This is a genomic window from Micromonospora sp. (assembly GCF_048594385.1).
Taxonomy (GTDB): Bacteria; Actinomycetota; Actinomycetes; order Mycobacteriales; family Micromonosporaceae; genus Micromonospora; species Micromonospora wenchangensis.
Genome location: NZ_JBMDWU010000118.1, coordinates 1 through 23,698, shown reverse-complemented (window position 1 = coordinate 23,698; position 23,698 = coordinate 1). Strand labels below are relative to the sequence as shown.

General features: G+C 73.8%; 20 protein-coding genes. 11 read left to right on the top strand and 9 right to left on the bottom strand.

The features are described from left to right. On the top strand, positions 1–648 hold a 648-nt coding region (locus ACOJTC_RS05750; RefSeq protein ID WP_420116051.1), incomplete at its 5' end, for an adenosylhomocysteinase. Between the two features lie 110 nt (positions 649–758). On the opposite strand, the gene ACOJTC_RS05745 is transcribed toward ACOJTC_RS05750, so the two are convergent. Next, entirely contained in the window at positions 759–917 is a 159-nt protein-coding gene (locus ACOJTC_RS05745) for a hypothetical protein (protein ID WP_204928231.1), read from the bottom strand. 299 nt (positions 918–1,216) lie between these two features. On the opposite strand from ACOJTC_RS05745, the gene efeU reads away from it, so the two are divergent. Genes efeU through efeB form a run of 3 tightly spaced genes read left to right on the top strand, consistent with a single transcriptional unit; the run spans position 1,217 to position 4,791 of the window. After that, complete coding sequence (gene efeU / locus ACOJTC_RS05740; protein WP_420116050.1) at positions 1,217–2,272, top strand: iron uptake transporter permease EfeU; 1,056 nt, start codon at positions 1,217–1,219, stop codon at positions 2,270–2,272. Between the two features lie 31 nt (positions 2,273–2,303). Further along, positions 2,304–3,437 (top strand): iron uptake system protein EfeO, encoded by a 1,134-nt coding sequence (gene efeO, locus ACOJTC_RS05735; RefSeq protein WP_420116049.1) that lies wholly within the window; start codon positions 2,304–2,306, stop codon positions 3,435–3,437. Between the two features lie 52 nt (positions 3,438–3,489). Then, complete coding sequence (gene efeB / locus ACOJTC_RS05730) at positions 3,490–4,791, top strand: iron uptake transporter deferrochelatase/peroxidase subunit (protein WP_420116048.1); 1,302 nt, start codon at positions 3,490–3,492, stop codon at positions 4,789–4,791. A 12-nt stretch (positions 4,792–4,803) separates the two neighbouring features. Here the strand turns inward: efeB and ACOJTC_RS05725 are convergent, their stop codons facing one another. Further along, positions 4,804–5,799 carry an RDD family protein gene (locus ACOJTC_RS05725; RefSeq protein WP_420116047.1) on the bottom strand — a complete coding sequence of 332 codons (996 nt, stop codon included), beginning with the start codon at positions 5,797–5,799 and terminating at the stop codon, positions 4,804–4,806. A 41-nt stretch (positions 5,800–5,840) separates the two neighbouring features. Here ACOJTC_RS05725 and ACOJTC_RS05720 point away from each other — a divergent pair, with 41 nt between their 5' ends. Continuing rightward, on the top strand, positions 5,841–6,881 hold the full coding sequence (locus ACOJTC_RS05720) for a stage II sporulation protein M (RefSeq protein ID WP_420116046.1): 1,041 nt from the start codon (positions 5,841–5,843) through the stop codon (positions 6,879–6,881). Between the two features lie 10 nt (positions 6,882–6,891). On the opposite strand, the gene ACOJTC_RS05715 is transcribed toward ACOJTC_RS05720, so the two are convergent. From ACOJTC_RS05715 to ACOJTC_RS05695, 5 genes are read right to left on the bottom strand one after another with little or no spacing between them, the layout of a single operon-like run. Then, positions 6,892–8,202, bottom strand: coding sequence for a DUF58 domain-containing protein (locus ACOJTC_RS05715; protein WP_420116045.1), 1,311 nt, complete (start codon positions 8,200–8,202; stop codon positions 6,892–6,894). Continuing rightward, positions 8,199–9,188 carry an AAA family ATPase gene (locus ACOJTC_RS05710; protein ID WP_204928226.1) on the bottom strand — a complete coding sequence of 330 codons (990 nt, stop codon included), beginning with the start codon at positions 9,186–9,188 and terminating at the stop codon, positions 8,199–8,201. Before ACOJTC_RS05710 ends, ACOJTC_RS05715 begins: the two co-directional genes overlap by 4 nt. Continuing rightward, the gene (locus tag ACOJTC_RS05705) at positions 9,185–10,534 is read right to left on the bottom strand and encodes a DUF4350 domain-containing protein (protein ID WP_420116044.1); all 1,350 of its coding nucleotides are present in this window, start codon (positions 10,532–10,534) and stop codon (positions 9,185–9,187) included. Before ACOJTC_RS05705 ends, ACOJTC_RS05710 begins: the two co-directional genes overlap by 4 nt. Positions 10,535–10,576: 42 nt before the next feature. Further along, on the bottom strand, positions 10,577–11,176 hold the full coding sequence (locus ACOJTC_RS05700; RefSeq protein WP_420116043.1) for a DUF4129 domain-containing protein: 600 nt from the start codon (positions 11,174–11,176) through the stop codon (positions 10,577–10,579). Beyond that, complete coding sequence (locus ACOJTC_RS05695) at positions 11,173–12,018, bottom strand: hypothetical protein (protein ID WP_420116042.1); 846 nt, start codon at positions 12,016–12,018, stop codon at positions 11,173–11,175. The genes ACOJTC_RS05700 and ACOJTC_RS05695 overlap by 4 nt, the downstream gene beginning before the upstream one ends. Positions 12,019–12,233: 215 nt before the next feature. On the opposite strand from ACOJTC_RS05695, the gene mtrA reads away from it, so the two are divergent. The 5 genes from mtrA to hpf all read left to right on the top strand — a co-directional run bounded on the left by mtrA (position 12,234) and on the right by hpf (position 18,101). Further along, positions 12,234–12,923 carry an MtrAB system response regulator MtrA gene (gene mtrA / locus ACOJTC_RS05690; RefSeq protein ID WP_067306208.1) on the top strand — a complete coding sequence of 230 codons (690 nt, stop codon included), beginning with the start codon at positions 12,234–12,236 and terminating at the stop codon, positions 12,921–12,923. An 85-nt stretch (positions 12,924–13,008) separates the two neighbouring features. Beyond that, positions 13,009–14,694: an MtrAB system histidine kinase MtrB gene (gene mtrB / locus ACOJTC_RS05685; protein WP_420116052.1), complete on the top strand. Its 1,686-nt coding sequence runs from the start codon at positions 13,009–13,011 to the stop codon at positions 14,692–14,694. Next, the gene (locus tag ACOJTC_RS05680; RefSeq protein ID WP_420116041.1) at positions 14,691–16,514 is read left to right on the top strand and encodes an LpqB family beta-propeller domain-containing protein; all 1,824 of its coding nucleotides are present in this window, start codon (positions 14,691–14,693) and stop codon (positions 16,512–16,514) included. The genes mtrB and ACOJTC_RS05680 overlap by 4 nt, the downstream gene beginning before the upstream one ends. 7 nt (positions 16,515–16,521) lie before the next feature. Next, positions 16,522–17,223, top strand: coding sequence for a ComF family protein (locus ACOJTC_RS05675; protein WP_420116040.1), 702 nt, complete (start codon positions 16,522–16,524; stop codon positions 17,221–17,223). Positions 17,224–17,480: 257 nt separating this feature from the next. Continuing rightward, a complete protein-coding gene (gene hpf / locus ACOJTC_RS05670) occupies positions 17,481–18,101 on the top strand; it encodes a ribosome hibernation-promoting factor, HPF/YfiA family (RefSeq protein ID WP_204928221.1) in 621 nt (206 codons plus the stop codon). 90 nt (positions 18,102–18,191) lie between these two features. On the opposite strand, the gene ACOJTC_RS05665 is transcribed toward hpf, so the two are convergent. Together ACOJTC_RS05665 and ACOJTC_RS05660 are read right to left on the bottom strand one after the other, a co-directional pair. Further along, positions 18,192–19,325, bottom strand: a complete 1,134-nt coding sequence (locus ACOJTC_RS05665; protein WP_420116039.1) for a GNAT family N-acetyltransferase — start codon at positions 19,323–19,325, stop codon at positions 18,192–18,194. Further along, positions 19,322–20,476: a GNAT family N-acetyltransferase gene (locus ACOJTC_RS05660; protein WP_420116038.1), complete on the bottom strand. Its 1,155-nt coding sequence runs from the start codon at positions 20,474–20,476 to the stop codon at positions 19,322–19,324. Before ACOJTC_RS05660 ends, ACOJTC_RS05665 begins: the two co-directional genes overlap by 4 nt. A gap of 170 nt (positions 20,477–20,646) precedes the next feature. Here ACOJTC_RS05660 and secA point away from each other — a divergent pair, with 170 nt between their 5' ends. After that, positions 20,647–23,592, top strand: a complete 2,946-nt coding sequence (gene secA, locus ACOJTC_RS05655) for a preprotein translocase subunit SecA (protein ID WP_420116037.1) — start codon at positions 20,647–20,649, stop codon at positions 23,590–23,592. The last annotated feature ends 106 nt before the right edge of the window (positions 23,593–23,698 follow it).

Below are 23,698 nucleotides of genomic sequence, written 5' to 3'. Positions count from 1 at the left end.
CTCGGCTACGGCGACGTGGGCAAGGGCTGCGCCGAGTCGCTGCGCGGCCAGGGCGCCCGGGTCGTGGTGACCGAGGTCGACCCGATCTGCGCGCTCCAGGCGGCGATGGACGGCTACCAGGTCGCCACCCTGGAGGACGTGGTCGAGCAGGCCGACATCTTCATCACCGCCACCGGCTGCTTCGACGTCATCACCAACGAGCACATGGCCCGGATGAAGCACCAGGCCATCGTCGGCAACATCGGCCACTTCGACAACGAGATCGACATGGCCGGCCTGGCGAAGCGCTCGGACGTCACCCGGGAGAACATCAAGCCGCAGGTCGACGTGTGGCGCTTCGACGACGGCCACGCGATCATCGTGCTCTCCGAGGGCCGCCTGCTGAACCTGGGCAACGCCACCGGCCACCCGAGCTTCGTGATGTCGAACTCGTTCGCCAACCAGACGATCGCCCAGATCGAGCTGTACACCAAGACCGACGAGTACCCGGTCGGCGTCTACGTGCTGCCCAAGCACCTCGACGAGAAGGTGGCGCGGCTGCACCTGGACGCGCTCGGCGCCCGGCTGACCGAGCTGACCAAGGAGCAGGCCGCCTACCTCGGCGTCTCGCCCGAGGGCCCGTTCAAGCCGGAGCACTACCGCTACTGAGCAACCCGTACGCAGGAGGGGGTCGGCCACGACGTGCCCGACCCCCTCCTGCGTCTGCGGGTCGGGCCGGAGCCGGCGGGATCAGGGCAGCCGGAGCTGGGGCGGCCGGGTCAGGACGGGCCGGGGCCGCGGCGGGTCGGGCGGACCCAGGTCCACACGCACCAGGCGAGCCAGGCCAGGGAGACGGCCACGGCCAGCGGGCGCAGCCGCAGGGCGTTGAGGACGATCACCAGCGCGAGGACGGCCAGCCACGGGCCGAAGCCCCTCACCGGTGCCCGCCCGACCGACGGTGGTGTAGCGCACACGGGCCGGAAGTCCCTGGTGCGGGGGTGTCCGCGGGGCGGAGGGTGGGGCTGCGGGGCGCGTCGTCCACGGGGCGTCCTGTCCTGGGGGTATGTCGCATCCTGCCACGTCGGGCGGCGGGTCGGCACCCCCTGGCGACGGGTCCGGCCGACCCTTCCGACCAGGGTGAAGCTGTCAGGAACGACTTGACGGAAGCCCCGATCAGGAGGAAGGTATGGCTGCCCTAAGTTGCCTGAGGCAAGCCTTACCACGACACGGAGCACCGATGTTCGCCACGTACCTGATCGGCCTGCGGGAGGGCCTGGAGGCGACGCTCGTCGTCAGCATCCTGGTGGCCTTCCTGGTCAAGTCGCAGCGCCGGGACCGGCTGCCGCAGGTGTGGGCCGGCGTCGGGCTCGCCGTGGCGCTCTCGGTCCTGTTCGGCTGGCTGATCGAGTACACCTCGACCTCGCTGCTGGCCCGCTCCGAGGACCGGGAGCTGTTCGAGGCCGTCACCTCCGTCGCCGCCGTGGTCTTCGTGACCTGGATGATCTTCTGGATGCGTCGGGCCGCCCGGACCATCGCCGGTGAGCTGCGCGGCAAGCTGAGCGAGGCACTCGCGGTCGGTTCGCTCGCGGTGGCCGGGATGGCCTTCCTCGCGGTGGTCCGGGAGGGCCTGGAGACTGCGCTGATCTTCTACTCGGCGGCGCAGAGCGCGACCGGCGGCACCGGCTCCGGGCCGCTGCTGGCCCTGGTCGGCGGCATCGCCACCGCCGTCGGGATCGGCTTCCTGCTCTACCGCAGCGCCGTGCGGATCAACCTGTCCACGTTCTTCACCTGGACGGGCGCGCTGCTGATCCTGGTCGCCGCCGGCATCCTCAAGTACGGCGTGCACGACTTCCAGGAGGCCGGGGTGCTGCCCGGCCTGAACGACCTGGCCTTCGACATCACCGGCGTGCTCGATCCGAACACCTGGTACGCCGCCCTGCTGGCCGGGATGTTCAACGTCACCGCCGCGCCGAGCGTGTTGGAGATGCTCGCCTGGGTCGCGTACGCCGTACCGGTGCTGGTGCTGTTCCTGCGCCGACCGGCCGCCCCGGCGAAGCCTGCCCCGGCCCCCACCACCGCCGCCGACGGCCCCACGACCACCGCCGCTGACCCCAAGGCCACCGGCACCGACGGCCCCACGACCACCGCCGTCGACGACCCCGAGGCCACCGCCGTCGACGGCCCCACGTCCACCGCCGTCGACGACCCCGAGGCCACCGCCGTCGACGGCGACGCCACCGCCGCGCAGGACGGCCCCGCCACCGCGCAGCCGGCCGGGTCGCGGCGCGCCTGATCCACCGCCCTCTGCAAGGAGACAAGCAACGATGCGTACCACCCGTTTCCTGGTGCTCGCCGCCGTCGGCGCACTCGCCGTCACCGGTGTCACCGCCTGCGGTGGCAAGGACGACCAGCGGGACGCCGGCGCCGGCAACACGGTCAAGGTGAAGGCCACCGACAGCGTGTGCGAGGTCGACGTCACCGAACTGGACGCCGGCCAGGCCACCTTCACCGTGACCAACTCCGGCAGCAAGGTCAACGAGTTCTACGTCTACGCCGCCGGTGACCGGGTGATGGGCGAGGTGGAGAACATCGCCCCGGGGCTGAGCCGGGAACTGCGGGTGGAGCTGCCGGCGGGGACGTACGAGACGGCCTGCAAGCCCGGGATGAGCGGCCGGGGCATCCGGGGCGCGCTGAAGGTCAGCGGCACCGCCGCGACCGTGGCCCCGGACGCCGCGCTGACCGAGGCCACCGCCAGCTACCAGCGGTACGTGACCAGCCAGACCGCCGCCCTGCTGACGAAGACCGAGGAGTTCGTCACCGCCGTCAAGGCCGGCGACGTGCCGAAGGCCAAGGCCCTGTACCCGGTGGCCCGCACCTACTGGGAGCGGATCGAGCCGGTCGCGGAGAGCTTCGGCGACCTCGACCCGAAGATCGACGGTCGGGAGGAGGTCATCGAGGAGGGCATGGAGTTCACCGGCTTCCACCGGATCGAGAAGGACCTCTGGACCACCGGGGACATCAGTAAGGACGGCCCGATCGCCGACCGGCTGCTGGCCGACGTCAAGGAGATCGTGACCCGGGCCAACGCCGAGAAGCTCACCCCGCTCCAGCTCGCCAACGGTGCCAAGGCTCTGCTCGACGAGGTGGCCAGCGGCAAGATCACCGGCGAGGAGGAGCGGTACTCGCACACCGACCTCTGGGACTTCAACGCCAACCTGGAGGGCTCCAAGGCCGCCGTCGCCGCACTGCGGCCGGCGCTGGAGCAGCGCGCCCCCGAGCTGGTCGCCCAGCTCGACAAGGAGTTCGCCAACGTGGAGGCGGCGCTCGGCAAGCACCGCGACGGCGACGGCTGGAAGCTGCACACCCAGCTGAGCAAGACCGACCTCAAGGAGCTGTCGGACAGCATCAACGCCCTCGCCGAGCCGGTCAGCAAGGTCGCCGCCGCCGTCGCCCGGTGACGACGGGTCAGCACGGTCGTCGTACGGCGGCCGGTCCCTCCCAGGAGAGTCGATGAGCGAGCAGAGCAGCACCGCCGGCCGGGGACGCCGCCGGCTGTCCCGGCGGCGGGCGATCACCCTCGCCGGGGTCGGGGTCGCCGGGGTGGCCGGGGTGGCCGCCGGAGCGGGCGCGCTGACCCGCGACGGCGACCGGGCCGCCGCGTACGACGGGGCCGCCGGTGCGGTGCCGTTCCACGGTGAACACCAGGCCGGAATCACCACCCCGGCGCAGGACCGGCTGCACTTCGTCGCCTTCGACGTGATCACCAAGGACCGGGACCGGCTGGTCGCGATGCTCCAGGAGTGGACGGCCGCCGCCGCCCGGATGACCGGCGGAAAGGACGCCGGGGTGATCGGTGCCGTCGGCGGCATGCCGGAGGCCCCGCCGGACGACACCGGCGAGGCGCTGGGCCTGCCCCCGTCGCAGCTCACCCTGACCGTCGGCTTCGGCGCGACGCTGTTCCGCGACGCGCAGGGCCGGGACCGGTTCGGCATCGCCGGCCGCCGCCCCGCCGCGCTGGCCGACCTGCCGCACTTCGCCGGGGACGCGTTGCGCCCGGAGATCTCCGGCGGCGACCTGTGCGTGCAGGCGTGCGCCAACGACCCGCAGGTGGCCGTGCACGCCATCCGTAACCTGGCCCGGATCGGGATGGGCGTGGTCAGCGTCCGCTGGTCGCAGCTCGGCTTCGGGCGTACCTCGTCGACGTCGCGGGACCAGGCGACCCCGCGTAACCTCTTCGGCTTCAAGGACGGCACCGCCAACCTCAAGGCCGAGGACGCCGGGCTGCTGCGCGAGCAGCTCTGGGCCCAGCCGGAGGACGGCGCGGACTGGATGACCGGCGGGTCCTACCTGGTCACCCGCAAGATCCGGATGCAGATCGAGACCTGGGACCGCAGTTCGCTGACCGAGCAGGAGCAGATCGTCGGCCGGACCAAGGGCAGTGGCGCGCCGCTGGGCCGCCGCGACGAGTTCGACGAGCCGGACTTCGCCGCGAAGGGCGACGACGGCCAGCCGGTGATCGCCGTGGACTCGCACGTGCGCCTCGCCCACCCCACGCAGAACGACGGTGCCCGGCTGCTGCGCCGGGGCTACAACTACGTCGACGGGTCGGACGGGTTGGGCCGGCTCGACGCCGGGCTGTTCTTCATGGCCTACCAGCGGGACCCGCGCCGGCAGTTCGTGCCGATCCAGACCCGGCTGGCCCGCAACGACGCGATGAACGAGTACCTGCGGCACGTCTCCAGCGGGCTGTTCGCCTGCCCGCCCGGGGTCCGCGACGCCGCCGACTGGTGGGGCCGCACCCTGTTCGGCTGAGCGGCGTACCGGTCAGGCCGAGCGGTCCGGCGACGCCGACCGGAGCACCGGCCCGGCCGGCCGTACCCCGGCCGGGGCCGGTGGGTCGGCGGCGGCCGGCGCGACGACGGCAGGGGTGGCCGGGACCGGGTCGGGCCAGAGGGAGGCGGTGAGCGCCCGCTGGTGGCGCAGCCGCAGCGAGCCGCGCCTGTTGCGTTCGGCCAGCACCGCCGCCAACAGCAACGGCTCCGGTACGCCGGGCGGCGGTACCGGTGCGGTCACCGCCGCCACCTCGCGCCACAGCTCCCGGGCCAGCCGGCTGCGGTACGGCTCGACGATCTGCTGCCCCCGGGTCAGGTACTGCCGCACCGCCAGGGCCAGTGCATCGTCCAGCCGGGTCAGGTCCAGGGTGGTGGCCCAGCCGACCAGCGGCGCGACGATCGCCGGGGCCGGCCGCCAGGGGTGCGTGGTGCGGGTGTGCACGACCATCGTGCCGGCCACCAGGTCACCCAGCCGTCGGCCACGCGGGTCGGTCAGCATCACCGTCGCCCCGGCCACCCAGCTCAGCAGCGGCAGCACCAGCCCAGGCCACTCCACGGCCGCGCCGACCAGCGCCCGGGTCAGCGACTGACGCCACTGCACCGGGCCGCCGTCGGCGCTGACCACCCGCAGCCCCACGGCGAGCTTGCCGGGCGTCCGGCCATGGTTGAGGCGTTCCCAGAGCACCGGATAGCCGACCACCACCAGCACCAGGCCGAGGGTCTCCAACGCGCCGGTGAGGGCCCGGTCCACCACCTGGTCGGGGAGCACGATCAGCACCAGCGGGGTCAACGTCAGGGCCAGCAACGCCGCGCAGAACAGTTGACCGGCGATGTCGATCAGCAGCGCCAACACCCGGGAGCCGAGCCGTGCCGCCCGGACGTCCAGCGCGACGGCCTCGCCGCTGACCAGACCCGCGTCCGCCCAGTGCCCCGCCGGGTCGACGCCGGTCGGGACGGTGCCGGACGGCACCGGTGGTTGCGCGCTCACCCGGACAGTGAACACTATGGTCGCGGGACGGGGGAGGACCAGTGGATCTCGACGCGTACGTCGCCGAGCACGGCCACGAGTGGCGACGGCTGGAGCTGCTCTGCGACCGTCGCCGGCTCGACGTCGACGAGATCGACGAGATGATCGTCCTCTACCAGCGCACCGCCACCCACCTGTCGGCGCTGCGCAGCCGGGCACCCGACCCGGCCCTGGCCAGCCGGCTCTCCCAGCTCGTGCTGCGGGCGCGGGCCCGGATCACCGGCCGGCAGCGGGCCTCCTGGTCGGCCCTCGGGCGGTTCCTCACCGTCGGGTTCCCCGCCGCGGTCTACCGGGCCTGGCCGTGGTGGTGCGCGGTGGCGACCGGGTTCAGCCTGCTCAGCGGCTTCCTCATCTGGTACGTCGCCGGCAACCCGGGCACCGCCGCCGCGTTCATCGGCCCGGACGCCGCCGCCGACCTCGTCGACTCCGGCTTCGCCGGCTACTACACCGAGTTCTCCGCCCCGACCTTCGCCTTCCACCTGTGGACCCACAACGCCTGGATCGCCGCCCAGTGCCTCGCCGCGGGGGTGCTCGTCGTGCCGGTGCTCTACCTGCTGTGGCAGAACGCGCTGAACATCGGGGTGGTGGGCGGCGTGATGGTCTCCTACGGCCGCTCCGACGTCTTCTTCGGACTGATCACCCCGCACGGGCTGCTGGAGCTGACCGGGGTCTTCGTCGCCGCCGGGGTCGGGCTGCGTACCGCCTGGGCGTGGATCTCGCCGCCGGAGCACCTGGGCCGGGGCCGGTCGGTCGCCGAGGCGGGCCGGTCGGCGATCCTGGTGGCGGTGGGCCTGGTCGGGCTGTTCGCGGTCTCCGCGCTGCTGGAGGCGTTCGTCACCCCGGCACCGGTGCCGGTGGCGCTGCGGGTCGGCGTCGGCGCGACGGTCTGGCTGGGCTTCTTCGCCTACGTGGTGCTGCTCGGCCGGCGGGCGGTCGCCGCCGAACGGGCCCCTGCCGAACGGGTCGACCCGTGGCTCGCCGAACTCTGGCCCAGCACCGACCCGGCCCGGGCCTGGCATCCCACCTCCCGGCCACCCCGCTGACCTGCCCGGATCAGAGCTGACCGAGGGCCTTGAGCCGGAGGTAGGTGTCGGCCAGGGCCGGGGCGAGCCAGTCCGCCGGGGCGTCCACCACGGTCACGCCGTACCGGCCGAGGGCGGCGCGCACCCGGTCCCGCTCGGCGAGCGCCCGCCAGCCGGCCGCGGCGGCGTAGGCGTCCTCGGGGCGTACCGGCGGGCCGGTGGTCAACGCGGTGAGCACCGGGTCGTGCACGGCCGCCACCACCACCCGGTGCCGGGCGGCCAGCCGGGGCAGCACCGGCAGCAGCCCCTCGGCGAGCGCGCCCGGCTCCAGCGCGGTCAGCAGCACCACCAGGCTGCGCCGCCGGTGCCGCCGCAGGATCTCCGCGACGATCAGGTCGAAGTCGGTCTCCACCAGCGCCGGGTGCACCGGCGCGAGCGCGTCGACCAGCCGGTGCAGCAGGTCCCGCCGTCCGGTGCCGGTGACGGTGGCCCGGATCGTGGCGTCGGCGGCCAGCAGGTCGACCCGGTCCCCGGCCCGGGCGGCCAGCGCGGTCAGCAGCAACGCCGCGTCGATGGCGGCGTCCAGCCGGGGTACGTCGCCGACCCGCACCGCCGAGGTGCGGCCGGTGTCCAGCACGCACACCAACCGCCTGTCGCGCTCCGGCCGCCAGGTGCGGACCAGCACGTCGGAGCGGCGGGCGCTGGCCCGCCAGTCGATGGAGCGCACGTCGTCGCCGACCACGTACTCACGCAGGGTGTCGAACTCGGTGCCCTGGCCGCGGCCCCGGGTGACCTGGGTGCCGTCGATGACCCGCAGCCGGGACAGCTTCTCCGGCAGGTGCCGCCGGGAGTCGAACCGGGGCAGCACGCGCAGCGTCCAGCCGGGGGTGGCGGGCCGCCCGGCCCGCTGCCGGAACGCCAACCCGAGCGGCCCGAGCGAACGCACCGTCACCGTCACCGCCGGCCGGTCGCCGCGCCGGGTGGGGGTGAGCCGGTTGGGCAGCACCAGCACCCCGCCCGGTCCGACCCGGGACACCCGGTCCGGTGGTACGTCCGGACGGGCCCCCGCCGACGGCACCCACCCGTCGCGCACCTGGGCGCGCAGCTTACGGCCGGAGGTGTTGGCCAGGCGCAGCGTGACGGTCGCCCGGTGGCCGATCCGGACGGCCCGGTCGCCCTCCCGGTCGAGGGTGAGCCCGTGCAGCGGGGCGGCGAGCGCCCAGTCCACGGCGGTGAGCAGCAGCACGACGGCGGTCATCACGGCGACGGCGGGCACCGGATCCGGCCAGAACGGCAGGGTGGGCACGCCCGCCAGCAGCAGGACGGCCGCCCGCCAGGTCATCGCGGGGTCGGCACGGTGGCCAGCACCGTGTCCAGCACGGCGTCGACCCCGACCCCCTCCAGCTCCACCTCGGGACGCAGCCGCAGCCGGTGCCGCAGCGTCGGCCGGGCGGTGGCCTTCACGTCGTCGGGGGTGACGTGGTCGCGGCCGGCCAGCCAGGCCCACGCCTTCGCCGTGCTGAGCAGCCCGGTGGACCCGCGGGGTGAGGCGCCCAGCTCCAGCGCCGGGGTGACCCGGGTGGCCCGGCACAGGTCCACGATGTAGGCGAGCACCGGCTCGGCCACGTGCACCCGACCGACGGCCTCCCGGGCGGCGGCGAGGTCGGCGGCGTCGGCCACCGGGCGTACGCCGGCCGCACCGAGATCACGTGGGTCGAAGCCGGCGTGGTGGGCGCGCAGCACCCCCAGCTCCTCGTCCCGGTTGGGCAGCGGCACGGTCAGTTTGAGCAGGAACCGATCGAGCTGCGCCTCGGGCAACGGGTAGGTGCCCTCGTACTCGACGGGGTTCTGGGTGGCGGCCACGATGAACGGGTCCGGCAGCGGCCGGCGGGCGCCCTCGACCGACACCTGGCGCTCCTCCATCACCTCCAGCAGCGCCGACTGGGTCTTCGGCGGCGTCCGGTTGATCTCGTCGGCGAGCAGCAGGTTGGTGAAGACCGGCCCCTCCCGGAAGGTGAACGCGGCGGTACGCGGGTCGAAGATCAACGAACCGGTGACGTCACCGGGCATCAGGTCGGGGGTGAACTGGACCCGCTTGGAGTCCAGGTCCAGTGCGGTGGCGACGGTACGGATCAGCAGCGTCTTCGCCACCCCGGGCACCCCCTCCAACAGGACGTGGCCCCGGCAGAGCAGCGCGATCACCAGGCCGGTGACCACCGAGTCCTGACCGACGACCGCCTTGGCCACCTCGGTGCGCAGCCGGTGCAGGGCGGCCCGGGCGTCGTCCGGACCGGCCGTGGGCTCGGCGGTGGTGGCGGGTCGGGTCACCGGGGGTCTCCTTCGGTCGGACGGCCGGGCGCTGCCGCCACGGTACGGGTCAGCCGGTCCAGCGACCGGGCCAGCTCCAGCAGTTCGGTGTCGGTCTGCGGGGCCGCGCCGAAGAGCAGCTCGTGGATCTGCTCCGGGCTGTCGCCGGCCGGCCCGGCCACCCGGGCCGCCACCTCCGCCGGCCCGAGCGTCGCGGGCAGGTCGAGCCGGCCGCGCAGCCGCCCCAACGCGGCGGTACGCAGGGTCGCGGCGGCCGGGCCCCGGGCGCGGGCCCGCTGGTAGAGCCGGGCCCGACCGAGCACGGTCTCGGCGGAGCGGACCTCGACGGGCCGCGGCTCGGTCACCGGCGGGCCGAGCCGGCGGGCCCGCCACAGCACGATCAGCAGGGCGACCAGGGCGAGCTGGAGCAGCAGCGCCCAGAACCAGGGCGGGAAGGCGTCCAGCAGCGGATAGTCGTCAGGTGGTGGGGGACCGGCCGCGTCGGGGGCGTCACCCGAACCGTCGCCGTCACCGGTGGCGGTGCCGGGGCCTCCCGGGCCGGCCTCGCCGCTGCCGTCGCCGTCGTATCCGGTGGACCCGCCGGGGGTGGGTGACCAGGCGGGCTCGCCGGTGCCGCCGGGCCGGCCGAACGTCGGCGCCGGTGCCGGGCCGTCCAGGTCCAACCAGACCACCCGCCCGTGGACGCCGAGCAGGCCGGTGGCGAGCGCCTCGTTGCCGTGCTCGGCGATCCGGTCGTTGCGGAACGGGTCGCTGGCGCCGATCACCACCACCTCGGCCCGGCCGGGCAGCCGGACCAGGCCGTCGGCGTAGCAACGGTCGAGGGCGGCCGCCGTGCCGGGCGTGGCGGCGTACCGCTGGAGTCCGGCGGCGGCGACCCCGGCCCGGGTCGCCTCGGGCACCGCGCAGGGCCGGCCGTCGGTCTCCGGGGAGACCGCCCGGGTGGCCCAGCGGCGGTCGGTCGGCACCAGCGGCAGGCCGGCGGATTCGAGCACCCGGCGGGACGGGTCGACGAGGACGAGTCGTCGGCCGGCCGGCAGCTCGCCCAGCGCGCCGAGGGTGTCCGGGTGCAGCAGCTCCGCCGCCGGGACGAAGAGGGTGGCCGGGCCACGGTCGAGGCCGAGCAGGGCCGGCAGCAGGTCGGTCTCCCGGGCGACGGTGACCCCCCGGGCGCGCAGCGCGTCGGCGAGGCGGCTGCCCCCGTCGTCGTCGGTGGCGACCGGGGAGAGGAAGCCGGGGTCTCCCGGGTCGGGCTGGTCCAGCTCGTGGGCGGCGATCGTGCCGGCGAGCAGGGCGGCGGCCAGCGCCAACGGCACGAGCACCCGGTGCCGGCGGCGGCGTCGCCGCACGGGCGCGGCCGGTGGCGGGCCGCCCGCAGCCGGCGGGGCCGGTCACCGGGTGCCCCCGTCCGGTGGTGGGGCGGACAGCGCCCGGTCCAGGTCGTCGGCGAGTTCCCGCATCCGCCGGTCGTGGTCGGCGGCGGCCGGGCGCTGGGCGTACCACAGCTCGGCGAAGATGGCCCCGGCGGCGCGCAGCGGCGGGTCGACCGGGGGCCGGGCGCGGGCCGCCGCTTCGGTCAGTTCGGTGACGGTCATCCCGGCCCGGGGGGCCACCGCGCCGACCGCGACCAGCCGGCGGACCATGGCGCGCAGCCGCTCGCGGACGGCTTCGGCGTACCGGCCCTCGGCCGCCAGCCGGTCGGCCAGGGAGCGCGCGGCGTCGGCCGGGAGGTCGTCGTCGGCGGTACGGGGGCGGGGCAGCGCCACCGCGCCCGGCCCGTCGGCCGTCCGGCGTCGCCGCCGGGGCAGCCGCCACCGGGGCATCCTCAGGCGGGGCAGCCGCAGCCGGGGCAGCCGGCGGGGCACCCAGGCCGGGAAGTGGTACCAGGCGAGCGCCACCACCCCGGCCAGCAGCACCACCAGCAGCGCCGCCAGCGGCAGCGGCAGCACGTCGCCGAGCGCGGCGACGGCCTCCGTCCACCACCGGCTCACCTGCCGACCGCCGGCAGGTGAGCCGCGACGAGCCCCGCGGGGGTACGGGCGAGCTGGATGTCCAGCCCTTCGGTGCGCATCCGGACGTCCAAGTGGATCACCGCGTCCAGGCAGGCCAGGGCGGGGTAGGCGACGCTGTTCACCGCGCCGAAGGCGAGCATGGTGGCGGCGATCCGCACGCCCGGGTCGGCCAGGTCGACCAGGTGCAGCGACTCGACGCCGAAGAAGAGACCGAGGGCCAGCCCGACCCGCAGCACCCACCAGCCGAGGTAGCCCAGCAGCCGGACGGCGGCGGCCCGGCCCCGCACCGCGACGCGGGCCGCCCGGGGCACCGCCGACACCCCGGGCACCCGGTCCAGCACCACCGCCGCGGCGACCGAGCCGAGCAGCCCGTAGCCGACCAGCCAGGCCGGGCCGAGCAGCGCCGCGATCAGCATCAGCAGGCCCACCGCCGGGGCGAGCAGCAGGGTGACGCCCCAGCGGGCACCGGCCGGGCGGAGCAGTTCCGCCACCGTGGCCCGGCGGCCGAGCAGCGCCGCGCCGGCCGCCCGCGCTGCCGGGTTGCCGAGCAGTAGGACGATCACCGCCTCGGCGGCGGCGCCCACCGCGAGCAGTTGCCACCACAGCGGGAACACCCCGCTGTCGCTCCACCAGACCGGGGGCAGCGCGTCGGCGAGCCGGCGCAGCGGATACAGCAGCAGTTGTTCACCGGCGGCGAGCAGGACGCCCAGCGGGACCAGCACCCGGCCCTGGTCGCGCAGCAGCAGGACGGCGGAGTCGAGCAGTTCGCCGACGGTGAGCGGACGCCGGGGAAGCACGGCGGTCGGGCCGACGTCGGGCACGCGTACTCCTGCGGATGGTGGCTGGCGGGCGGCGACCTGCCCGGGGATCATGGTGACACGGGACGACCGGCCGGGCGGACCCACCGTGCGGCTCACGCGATGCGGTCATCGGGGGAGATATCGCGCGTGGGACGTGCGGAGGCACCTCGTCCGGCAGTACCGTGCCATCCAGACGCCGATCCCACCAACTGAACGGGGATGGAAACATAAACCCCATGAGAGCCCGGGTACTGGTGGTCGACGACGACCCCGCGCTCGCCGAGATGCTCGGCATCGTCCTGCGCAGCGAGGGTTTCCTGCCCTCCTTCGTCGCCGACGGGGAACGGGCGTTGGCCGCGTTCCGGGACAGTCGCCCCGATATCGTGCTGCTCGACCTGATGCTGCCTGGAATGAGCGGCATCGACGTGGCACGGGCGATCCGTGGCGAATCGGGCGTGCCGATCGTCATGCTGACCGCCAAGAGCGACACCGTCGACGTGGTGCTCGGCCTGGAGTCCGGTGCCGACGACTACGTGGTCAAGCCGTTCAAGCCCAAGGAGTTGGTGGCCCGGATGCGGGCCCGGCTGCGTCGGGGCGAGGACGTCGCACCGGAGATGCTGACCATCGGCCCGCCCGGCAACCAGATCACCATCGACGTGCCGGCGCACACCGTCAGCCGCGACGGCGAGGAGGTGAAGCTGACGCCGCTGGAGTTCGACCTGCTGGTCGCGCTCGCCCGCAAGCCGCGTCAGGTCTTCACCCGGGAGGTCCTGTTGGAGCAGGTCTGGGGCTACCGGCACGCGGCGGACACCCGGCTGGTCAACGTGCACGTGCAGCGGCTACGCGCCAAGATCGAGCCGGATCCGGAGCGGCCGGAAATCATCCTGACCGTGCGGGGCGTGGGCTACAAGGCGGGTACCGGATAGCCTGGGTTGCACCGTGACCAGTGCACCCGCCCCCACCCCCGAGCACACCGCCGGCTGGCGCCCCGCCGCGCGGGCCCTGCGGCGCGTGCTGGTGGGCCGCGCGCTGCGGGTGACCGCCGGCCTGCGTCAGACCTGGCGACGGTCGTTGCAGGTCCGGGTGGTGACCATCACGCTGGTGGTGTCCAGCCTGCTGGTCGGCGGCTTCGCCTACCTCATCGCCGACAAGATCACCAGCATCCTGCTCGACAACGCCGAGACCGACGTGCTGCTGCGGCTGCGCAACGGCAGCGACTACTCGGCCAAGCAGTTCTTCCTCTACAGCCAGCCGCAGGAGGCGCAGCTCCAGGACACCATCGAGGGCACGGTCAACTACCTGGCCGGGGGTGACCCGCAGCAGACCAGCGGGGTGGTGGTCGCCATCACCGCCGACAACTACGCCGGCATCATCGAGACCCGTACCTCGCCGGCGATGGACGTGCGCCCGCTGGTCAGCCGGGAGCTGCGGGCCGCTGTCGCCGACGGCAAGGTGGCCCACCAGATCCGCACCGGACGACTCGCCGGCGAACGGACGAAGTACCTGGTCTACGGCTCGCCGGTGCCGACCCGCTTCGGCCAGCTGGAGCTGTACTATCTCGTCCCGCTCAACCGGCAGGACGCCACCGCCGCCGACGCGCGGGCCACCGTGCTGGCCACCGGGGTGGCCCTGGTGCTGCTGCTGGGCCTGCTCGCCGCCCTGGTCACCCGGTTGGTGGTGACCCCCGTCCGGGTCGCCGCGCGCACCGCCCAACGGCTCTCCGCCGGCCTGCTCGACCAGCGGATGGTCGTCGACGGCGAGGACGACCTCGCCCTGCTCGCCGCCTCGTTCAACCAGATGGCGACCAACCTGCAACGGCAGATCCTCCGCCTGGAGGAGATGTCCCGCCTGCAACGCCGGTTCACCTCCGACGTCTCGCACGAGCTGCGGACCCCGCTGACCACCGTCCGGATGGCCGCCGACCTGATCTTCGCCGAGCGTGACGAGTTCGACCCGGCGGTGGCCCGCAGCGCCGAGCTGCTCCAGGCGGAGCTGGACCGGTTCGAGGAGCTGCTCACCGACCTGCTGGAGATCAGCCGCTTCGACGCCGGCTTCGCCATGCTCGACTCCGAGCCGACCGACCTGGTGCCGGTGGTGCACCGGGTCGCCGACCGCCTCGCCGGGCTGGCCGAACGGGTCGGCGTCACCATCGAGCTGGCCGTGCCGACCACCCCGGTCATCGCCGAGGTGGACCCGCGCCGGGTCGAGCGGGTGCTGCGCAACCTGGTCGGCAACGCCGTGGAGCACGGCGAGGCGAAGCCGGTGGTGATCACCCTCGGCGTCGACCAGACCGCCGTCGCGGTCACCGTCCGCGACCACGGCGTCGGGCTGAAGCCGGGCGAGGAGAAGCTGGTCTTCAACCGGTTCTGGCGGGCCGACCCGTCCCGGGCCCGGCAGACCGGCGGCACGGGGCTGGGCCTGTCGATCAGCCTGGAGGACGCCCGGCTGCACGGCGGCTGGCTGGAGGCGTGGGGCGCTCCCGGGCAGGGCGCCCAGTTCCGGCTCACCCTGCCGGTCCGCTCCGGGGACCGGCTCACCACCTCACCGCTGCGGCTGGTGCCCGCCGACGCCACCCTGCCGTTCGGTGGCCCCCGCGACGGCGACCTGCTGGCCATCGGACCGGCCGGCGGGGGTGTGCTGGCCATCGGCCCCGGGTCCGCCACCGGTGCCGACGAGCGGGCGGAGGCCCGGTCGTGAACCGGCCCCGGGCCCTGTCCGGGCTGCTCTGCGCCGCGCTGCTGGCCGCCGTCGCCGGCTGTGGCATCCCCGACCGCACCGACGTGCAGGTCGACGGCTCCGGGCCGGCTGCGTCGGCGGGCTCGTCCAGCTTCGCTCGCGGCGAACCCCCCACCCGGACGGCCAGCGGCGCCGACCGGGAAGCGTTCGTCCGCAACTTCCTGGCCGCCGCGGCCGGCGAGCCCGAGCGGGCGTACGCCCGGGTTAAGCAGTTCATCGCCCGGGAGGACCGCAACCGGCTCGCCGAGAAGCAGGGCAGCGAGGTCGCGATCAACGTGGTCCGGCTGATCGAGAATCCGGTGATCACCGAGAACGCCAGTGGCCTGCTCACCGTCCGGGTGCCGGTGCAGCAGGTGGGGGTGCTGCGGGCCAACGGGGTGCTCGGCCCGCCGGTGGTGACCGACACGGAATACCAGTTCTCGCTGCGCGGCTCCGCCGAGCCGGGCCAGGAGGGCACCGAGGCCGGCGGCTACTACGTCACCGATCCGCCCTCCGTGCTGCTGCTCGACACGCTGTCTTTGCGGGACTACTACCAGACCCGGACGGTCTACTTCTGGAACTCCGACGCCACCCGGCTGGTCGCCGACCAGCGCTACCTGCCGCTGGCCGTGCCGGCCGAGCGGCTGGTCAGCGAGGCGGTCAAGTGGCTGATCGCCGGACCGTCGGAGTGGCTGCGGCAGGGGGTGAGCGGCCTGCCGGACCGCACCGCCCTGATCAACAACGCCGTCAAGACCGACGGCCGGTGGGAGGTCAACCTCGACCTGCCTGGCGACGACCGGCGCAAGCTGGAGAAGCTCGGCATCCAGTTGGCCTGGTCGCTGTCCGACCTGGACGGGCCGCTCCAGCTCACCACCCGCAACCAGTCCCGGGTGACCATCGACGACCTCGCCGCGCACCGCCTGGCCAACCCGGTCTACCCGCTCACGCAGGGGCCGCAGCGGTTCACCGTCTACGCCGGGGCGATCCACCCGCTCGCCTTCGAGGCCGAGGCGATCGGCACCGTGCCGGTCCGCACCGAGGACAACCACGACGTCGTCTCGGCCGCCGTGCGGCGGACCGCCGAGAAGACCCTCGCGGCCCTGGTCACCACCGCCGGTGGCGGCCGGCAGCGGCTGGTCACCGGGTCGGGGGTGGCGCCGGTGCAGGTGATGACCCCGGGGGCGCAGACCTTCGCGGCGATCGGCCGGCCGGTCTGGCTGCGTCCGCTCGGTGCGGCCCAGCCGTACGGGCTGGTGGTGGCTGATGGGCGGCTCTACCGGTTCGACGACCGGGCCCGGATGGTGCCGGTGCCGGTGGGCGTGGCGGGTCCGGTCAGCGCGGTGGCCGCCTCGCTGGACGGACACCGGATCGCGCTGATCGTCGGTGGGCGGCTCTGTCTCAGCACGGCCAGCCTCGACGGCGGGGTGGTCTCGCTCGGCCCGGTACGCCATGTCGCGACCACGCTGACCGACCTGTCGGCGGTGGACTGGGCGCAGGAGAACGCGCTGGCCGTGGCCGGTTCCACCAACCGTTCCGCCGTGTACGAGGTGGGCGTGGACGGGGTGCAGCAGACTCCGCTGGTCACCGACGTGGGTGCCCGGGTGACCCACCTGGCGGTGTACCCGGGCAACCCGACGTACGTGCTGCCGACGGTGATGATGATGTACGAGGCCAACGGGGTCTCCTACCGCTTCCGGGCGTCGTCGGCGGAGACGATCCGGGGCGAGCAGGTGCTCGACGTGCCGCCCCCGCCCGCCGGTGGCCGGGCGGGCAGCCCGACCGCGCCGTTCTTCCTGTTCTGAGCACGCCGTGCCGGATGTGGGCGGGCTCTGGGCCGACCTGAGCGATCTGGTCTTCCCGACCGGGTGCGCGGGGTGCGGCCGGCGGGACGCGCGCCTGCGGCAGGGCTGCTGCCCACAGTGCGTACGCGGGCTCGCCGCGCTGCGCCCGGTGCCGGCGCGCCCCACCCCGGCCCCGCCCGACCTGCCCCCGTGCCACGCCCTCGGCCCGTACGCGGGGCCGCTGCGGGAGGCGCTGCTGGCGTACAAGGAACGGGGTCGGCACGGGCTGGCCCGGCCGTTGGGCGGGTTGCTGGCGGAGGTGGTGGCGGCCTCGGTGGGCGAGGCCCGGCCGGTGCTGCTGGTGCCGGTGCCGGACCGGGCGGCGGCAGCCCGGGAGCGCTACGGCGACCACCTGACCCGGTTGGCCCGGCACGCGGCGATCCGGTTGCGGCGGGCCGGCTGGGCCGTGCGGACGGCGGTGCCGGTGCGGGCGTTGCCCCGGCCGGATTCGGTGGAGCTGGACCGGGCGGGGCGGGCCGCGGCGGCCCAGTCGGCGTTCCGGCTGCGACCCGGTTGGGCCGGGCGGGGTGCCGGTGGCCGGGCGGTGGTGGTGCTGGACGACATCCTGACCACCGGGGCGACCCTGGCGGCGGTGAGTCGGACTTTGCGTGCGGCGGGAATGACGCCATACGGCGCGGCCGTGCTGGGTGCAACGCAAAAACGGCGGTGATGGTGACGCTTCGTGTTTCCGTTTCACCCCATGGTGTTGGTTGCTGTTAATTCTCTGAGGGTTTCCCGCAACCGGGGGTGACTGTCGCCCGTACAGGAGTTAGCGTTTTCGTGTCGGGGGTAGGAAGGTTTCCCACCAGCCCCCGACGGTGGAAGGAGGCGTAGCCGTACCTGACCGGTCGACGCTCCCAGGGGCCCTCCCGAGGTCGCGCGGCCGGATTCGAAAGATCAGCCGGCCATCCGGAAAAGGGAGGTCACGTGGACATCGTGGTCAAGGGTCGAAACGTCGAAGTGCCGGACCATTACCGGGTACACGTAGCGGAGAAACTCGCAAAAATCGAACGCTACGATCACAAGCTCATCCGGGTCGATGTGGAGCTGTTCCACGAACGCAATCCCCGGCAGTCCGACACCTGCCAGCGAGTGGAGATCACCTGCGTCTCCCGGGGTCCGGTGATCCGGGCCGAGGCCTGCACGAACGACTTCTACAGCGCACTGGACGCCGCGATCGCCAAGCTGGACACCCGACTGCGCCGGGCGGCCGACCGTCGCCGCGTACACCGGGGGCGGCACGCACCGATCTCGGTCGCCGCCGCCACCGCCGGTCTGCCGGTGGCCGGCCTGGACGACGCGAACGTGTCCGCCGGTGGCACGGCCACCGCCGTCGAGGAGCGCCCGGAGGAGCACGACGACCAGCCCTGGCACATCGCGCGGGCGAAGGTGCACCCCGCCGACCCGATGACCGTCGATGACGCCCTGTTCCAGATGGAACTCGTCGGCCACGACTTCTACCTGTTCCACGACAAGGAGTCCGGCCGCCCCAGCGTCGTCTACCGTCGCCACGCCTACGACTACGGCATCATCTCCCTCGACACCTGACCCACCCGCCCCGCTCTCCCCGCCCACCCGGCGGTGTCGATCAAGAGGTTCGCGTCACCTTCGAAGATCCATCTGACGCGAACCTCTTGATCACCGCGGCGGGAGGGGGTGGGGATCAGTGGGGAGGAAGGACCAGAGGACGGTGTCGGGGCGGGGGGTGTCCGGCGTCGGAGCGGGGAGGCGGGCGCGCATCACGCCCTCCCGGTGGAAACCGGCCCGGTCCAGCACCCGCTGGGAGGCGGTGTTCCAGGGGGCCGTACCGGCCCAGAGGCGGGCCAGGCCCACCGGGCCGCACGTCCAGCCGGCCAGCAGCCGGACCGCCCGGGTGGCCAGCCCCCGCCCCCGCGCCCCGGGCAGCAGGCTGTAGCCGATCATCGCCTGGCCGGTGGCCGGCTCGTCGTAGATCAGTGCGCAACCACCGACCATCGTGCCGGTCACCGCGTCGCACAGCGCGAAGTCGGCCGCCCGGCCGGTCAGCCAGTCGCTCTCGGCAACGGCGCAGCGCCGGTCGATGTCCGCCCTGGTCGGCGCAACCGGACGGACCCGGGTCGCCACCACCTCGGGGCGGGTGTGCAACCGGTGCAGCACCTCGGCGTCGGCAGGCGTGAGCCGGCGCAGGGTCACCACCGTGTCGGTGAGCCGCCCGTCGGGCAGGTCCGGCAGCAGGCGCGGGACCGGGCCAGGCGGGTCGTCGGCGAGGCGTACCCAGGCGAGCAGGTCGTACCGGTCGCCGTCGCGGCCCGCGCCGGCTGCCCGGCGTACCCCTTCGGGGTGGAAACCGGCGGCCAGCGCGACCCGCTGGCTGGCCGGGTTCTCGGCCCTGATCAGCAGCTCCAGCCGGGCCAGGCCGGCCTGGAACGCGGCCGTCGCCAGGGCCCGGGTGGTGGCGGTGGCGATCCCGCGCCGCCGGGCCCGCGGTGCCACCCAGTAGCCCAGCTCCGCCTGCCCCCGACCCGGTGCCACCTGACTGAGCCCGGCCCCGCCGACCAGCCGGTCGGTTCCGGCATCGACGATCGCGTACGCGGCGCCGCCGCTGCGCCACGCCGCCGGGGCGCCCTCGGAGATCCACCAGTGCGCGTCGGCGACCGTGTAGGGATGCGGCATCCCCACCGGCTTGAACCGCAGGTTCACCGGATCGTCGCGGCCGGCGGCGAGGTCCTCGGCGTCGTCCGGCCGCAACGGCCGCAGCCGCACCGGTCCGGCCTCGATGACCTCCGGGGTCACGTCAGGTCCTGGGCGAGCAGTGCGCCGACCCAGGCGTCGACCCGCTCACCCCGGTGCGACACGCCGCCCCGCAGCGTGCCCTCGACGGTGAAGCCGGCCTTCTCGGCGGCCCGCCGGGAGGCGGTGTTGCCGACGTGGGCCTTCCACTCGACCCGGACCAGGCCGAGGCCGGTGACGCCCCAGGCGGCGAGCGCGCCGAGCGCGGCCGGCATCCAGCCCCGGCCCCGGGCCTGCGGCGCGGTCATGAAGCCGACCTCGGCCCGCAGCGGGTCGACGGGGTTCAACCGCAGGTCGACGGTGCCGGCGAAGGCGTCGTCCGGGCCGGCCAGCACGAAACACGCGCTGCTGCCCCGCGCCCAGGCCAGCCCGCCGTAGGTCAGGTAGCCCTCGGCGTCGGTGCGCCGGTAGGGGTGCGGCACGCTGGTCCACCGGACGGTGTCCGGGTCCTGGCAGGTGGCGACCACCCCGTCCAGGTCGCGTTCCTCCATCGGCCGCAGCCGCAACTCGGTGTCCCCGGCGGTGGCGAACAGGACGGGCTGCGGCCGGCCGAACACGGCGGTCCGCCGGGCGTCCAGGGTGCCCGGCCCGGCCGGACCGTCCGCGCCGGCCGCCGGCACCTCGCCGGGCAGCAGCGAGCCGACCCAGCCCTCGACCCGGCCGTTCCCGGCGGGCCGGGCGAGCCGCAGCTCACCGGAGATCTGGAAGCCGGCCCGCAGGGCGACCAGCCGGGAGGCGTGGTTGCCCACCTCGGCCTGCCAGATCAGCCGACGCAGCGCCAGGGCGTCGAAGGCCCAGCGGGCGACCGCCCGGGTGGCCCGCACGGTGACCCCCCGACCCCGGGCCCAGGGGGCGGTCCAGTAGCCGATCTCGCCGGTCTCGACCTCCCGGTCGATCGTGACCAGGCCGCAGGAGCCGAGCAGTTCGCCGGTGGCGGCGTCGCAGACCGCGAACGGCGCCCCGCTGCCGTCGGCCCAGGCACGGGTGCTCATCCCGGTGACGAACCCGTGGGCGTGTTCAGGCCGGTACGGACGCGGTACGGTGGTCCAGCGCTGGATGTCCGGGTCCTGGCAAGCCCGGTGCACGTCGTCCGCGTCCGAGGCGAGCCACGGACGCAGCAGCAGGCCGTCCTCGATGATCTCCACAGGCTCCATGCGGGTCATCGTGCCGGATCGTTCGCGGTGGGCGTAACCGGATAACCACCGGGCGGCGGGTTGAGCCGAGCGTTATGTCGGTTTGGTCGGGTCGGACCGCCGCCACCAGTGACCATTGCGCCGACTGAGCGCCTACGATGGTTCGAGACTGTCTAGGGGAGCGTTGATCCGTGTCGATTCTGGAAAGGGTCCTCCGCGCGGGCGAGGGCCGTATGGTGCGCCGGCTGAAGGCCATCGCCGCCGCCGTCAACTCGATCGAGGACGACTACGTCAACCTCACCGACGACGAGCTGAGGTCACTGACCGACCAGTACCGGGAGCGGCTCGCCGATGGTGAGACCCTCGACGACCTGCTGCCCGAGGCGTTCGCCACGGTGCGCGAGGCGGCCGCCCGGGTGCTCGGCCAGCGGCCGTACGACGTCCAGGTGATGGGTGGCGCGGCGCTGCACTTCGGCAACATCGCCGAGATGAAGACCGGTGAGGGCAAGACGCTGACCTCGGTCATGGCGGTCTACCTCAACGCGCTCTCCGGCAAGGGCGTGCACGTGGTCACCGTCAACGACTACCTGGCCCAGCGCGACGCCGCCTGGATGGGTCAGGTGCACGAGTTCCTCGGCCTGACCGTCGGGGTGGTGCTGCCCAACCGGCCGGCCGCCGAGCACAAGGCCGCCTACGAGTGCGACATCACCTACGGCACCAACAACGAGTTCGGCTTCGACTACCTGCGCGACAACATGGCCTGGTCCCACGAGGAACTGGTCCAGCGCGGGCACAACTTCGCCGTGGTCGACGAGGTCGACTCGATCCTGATCGACGAGGCCCGGACCCCGCTGATCATCTCCGGCCCGGCCGAGCACTCCGCCCGCTGGTACGGCGAGTTCGCCGGGGTGGTGGCCCGCCTCCAGGCCGGCAAGGACGGCGAGGGCGACTACGAGGTCGACTACGCCAAGCGCACCATCGCGGTCACCGAGCGCGGTGTGGCCAAGGTCGAGGACCGGCTCGGCATCGACAACCTCTACGAGTCGGTGAACACCCCGCTGGTCGGCTACCTCAACAACGCGATCAAGGCCAAGGAGCTCTACAAGCGCGACAAGGACTACATCGTCAGCGACGGCGAGGTCCTGATCGTCGACGAGTTCACCGGGCGCATCCTGCACGGCCGCCGCTACAACGAGGGCATGCACCAGGCGATCGAGGCCAAGGAGGGGGTGGAGATCAAGCAGGAGAACCAGACCCTGGCCACCATCACCCTCCAGAACTACTTCCGCCTCTACGAGAAGCTCTCCGGCATGACCGGTACCGCCCAGACCGAGGCGGGCGAGTTCAACAAGGTCTACAAGGTCGGCGTGGTGACCATCCCGACGCACCGGCCGATGGTCCGGATGGACAAGGCCGACGTCATCTACAAGACCGAGAAGGCCAAGTTCAACGCGGTCATCGAGGACATCGCCGAGCGGCACCAGGCCGGCCAGCCGGTGCTCGTCGGCACCGTCTCGGTGGAGAACTCCGAGATCCTGTCCACGCTGCTGCGCCGCCGGGGCATCCCACACTCCGTGCTGAACGCGAAGTTCCACGCCCGCGAGGCCGAGATCGTCGCCCAGGCCGGACGCAAGGGCGCGGTCACCGTCGCCACCAACATGGCCGGCCGGGGCACCGACATCCTGCTCGGCGGCAACGCCGAGTTCCTCGCCGCCAGCGAGCTGCGCCAGCGCGGCCTCGACCCGGTCGAGCAGGAGGAGGAGTACGCCAAGGCGATGGAGGAGGTCCTGCCCACCTGGAAGCAGGCGTGCGAGACCGAAGCCGAGGAGGTGGCCGCCGCCGGTGGCCTCTACGTGCTCGGCACCGAGCGGCACGAGTCCCGCCGGATCGACAACCAGCTACGCGGCCGGGCCGGCCGGCAGGGTGACCCGGGCGAGTCCCGGTTCTACCTGTCGCTCCAGGACGAGCTGATGAAGCGGTTCCGGGCCGGTGCGGTCGAGGCGGTGATGGAGCGGTTCAACATCCCGGAGGACGTGCCCATCGAGTCGAAGATGGTCACCCGGCAGATCAAGAACGCCCAGGCCCAGATCGAGGGCCAGAACGCCGAGATCCGTAAGAACGTCCTCAAGTACGACGAGGTGCTCAACAAGCAGCGCCAGGTGATCTACGCCGAGCGGCTGCGGGTGCTCAACGGCGAGGACCTCTCCGACCAGGTCCGCAACATGATCGACGACACCGTCGGCGCGTACGTGGTGGGCGCCACCAGCGACGGTTATGCCGAGGACTGGGATCTCGAGCAGCTCTGGGCCAGCCTCAAGCAGCTCTACCCGGTGGGCGTCACCATCGAGGAGCTGGAGGAGGAGGTCGGCTCCCGGGCGGGCCTCGACCAGGACTTCCTGCTGGCCCGCCTCCGCGAGGACGCGAACGCCGCGTACGACCGGCGGGAGGAGAACCTCGGCGAGGAGGCCACCCGCCAGTTGGAGCGGATGGTGCTGCTCCAGGTCATCGACCGCAAGTGGCGCGAGCACCTCTATGAGATGGACTACCTCCAGGAGGGCATCAGCCTGCGGGCGTACGCCCAGCGCGACCCGGTCATCGAGTACCAGCGCGAGGGCTTCGACATGTTCGCCACGATGATGGAGGGCATCAAGGAGGAGACGGTCGGCTTCCTCTACAACCTGGAGGTGCAGGTCCAGGAGCCGGAGCCGGAGGCCGAGGAGGTCCAGCTGCTGGAGAAGCCGGTCGAGATCCGGGCCAAGGGTCTGAACCGGGCGCCGCAGCAGCAGGGGCTGCAATACTCCGCCCCCACGATCGACGGTGAGGCGGGCGCGGGTGCGGTGGCCGTGGAGCGGCCCGAGCCCGAGCCGTCCGCCCCGGCGCTCGGCATCGGGGGTGGGCAGCCGCAGGCTCCGTCGCAGGCCCGTCCGGCCGCCGGTGGGTCGCGTCGGCCGGCTGCCGCCGGGGCGAGCGGTCAGGCCGCCGCGGCCAGCAGCGCCCGGCGGAACACCGGCCCGGTCGACCGGGCTGCCGAGGGTGGCCCGTCCCGCAACGCCCCCTGCCCCTGCGGCTCCGGCCGCACGTACACGCGCTGCCCCGGCCCGCCCACCGCCGGCGCCGGACCCACCACCCCAGCCTGAACCGGGACCGCCCTCCCGCTCGACAGAGCGGGAGGGCGTTCCCGTCCCCTGCCGCCCCCGCCTTTGCGCCCCTGCCTTTGTGCGGTGATCAAGAGGTTTGCGTCAG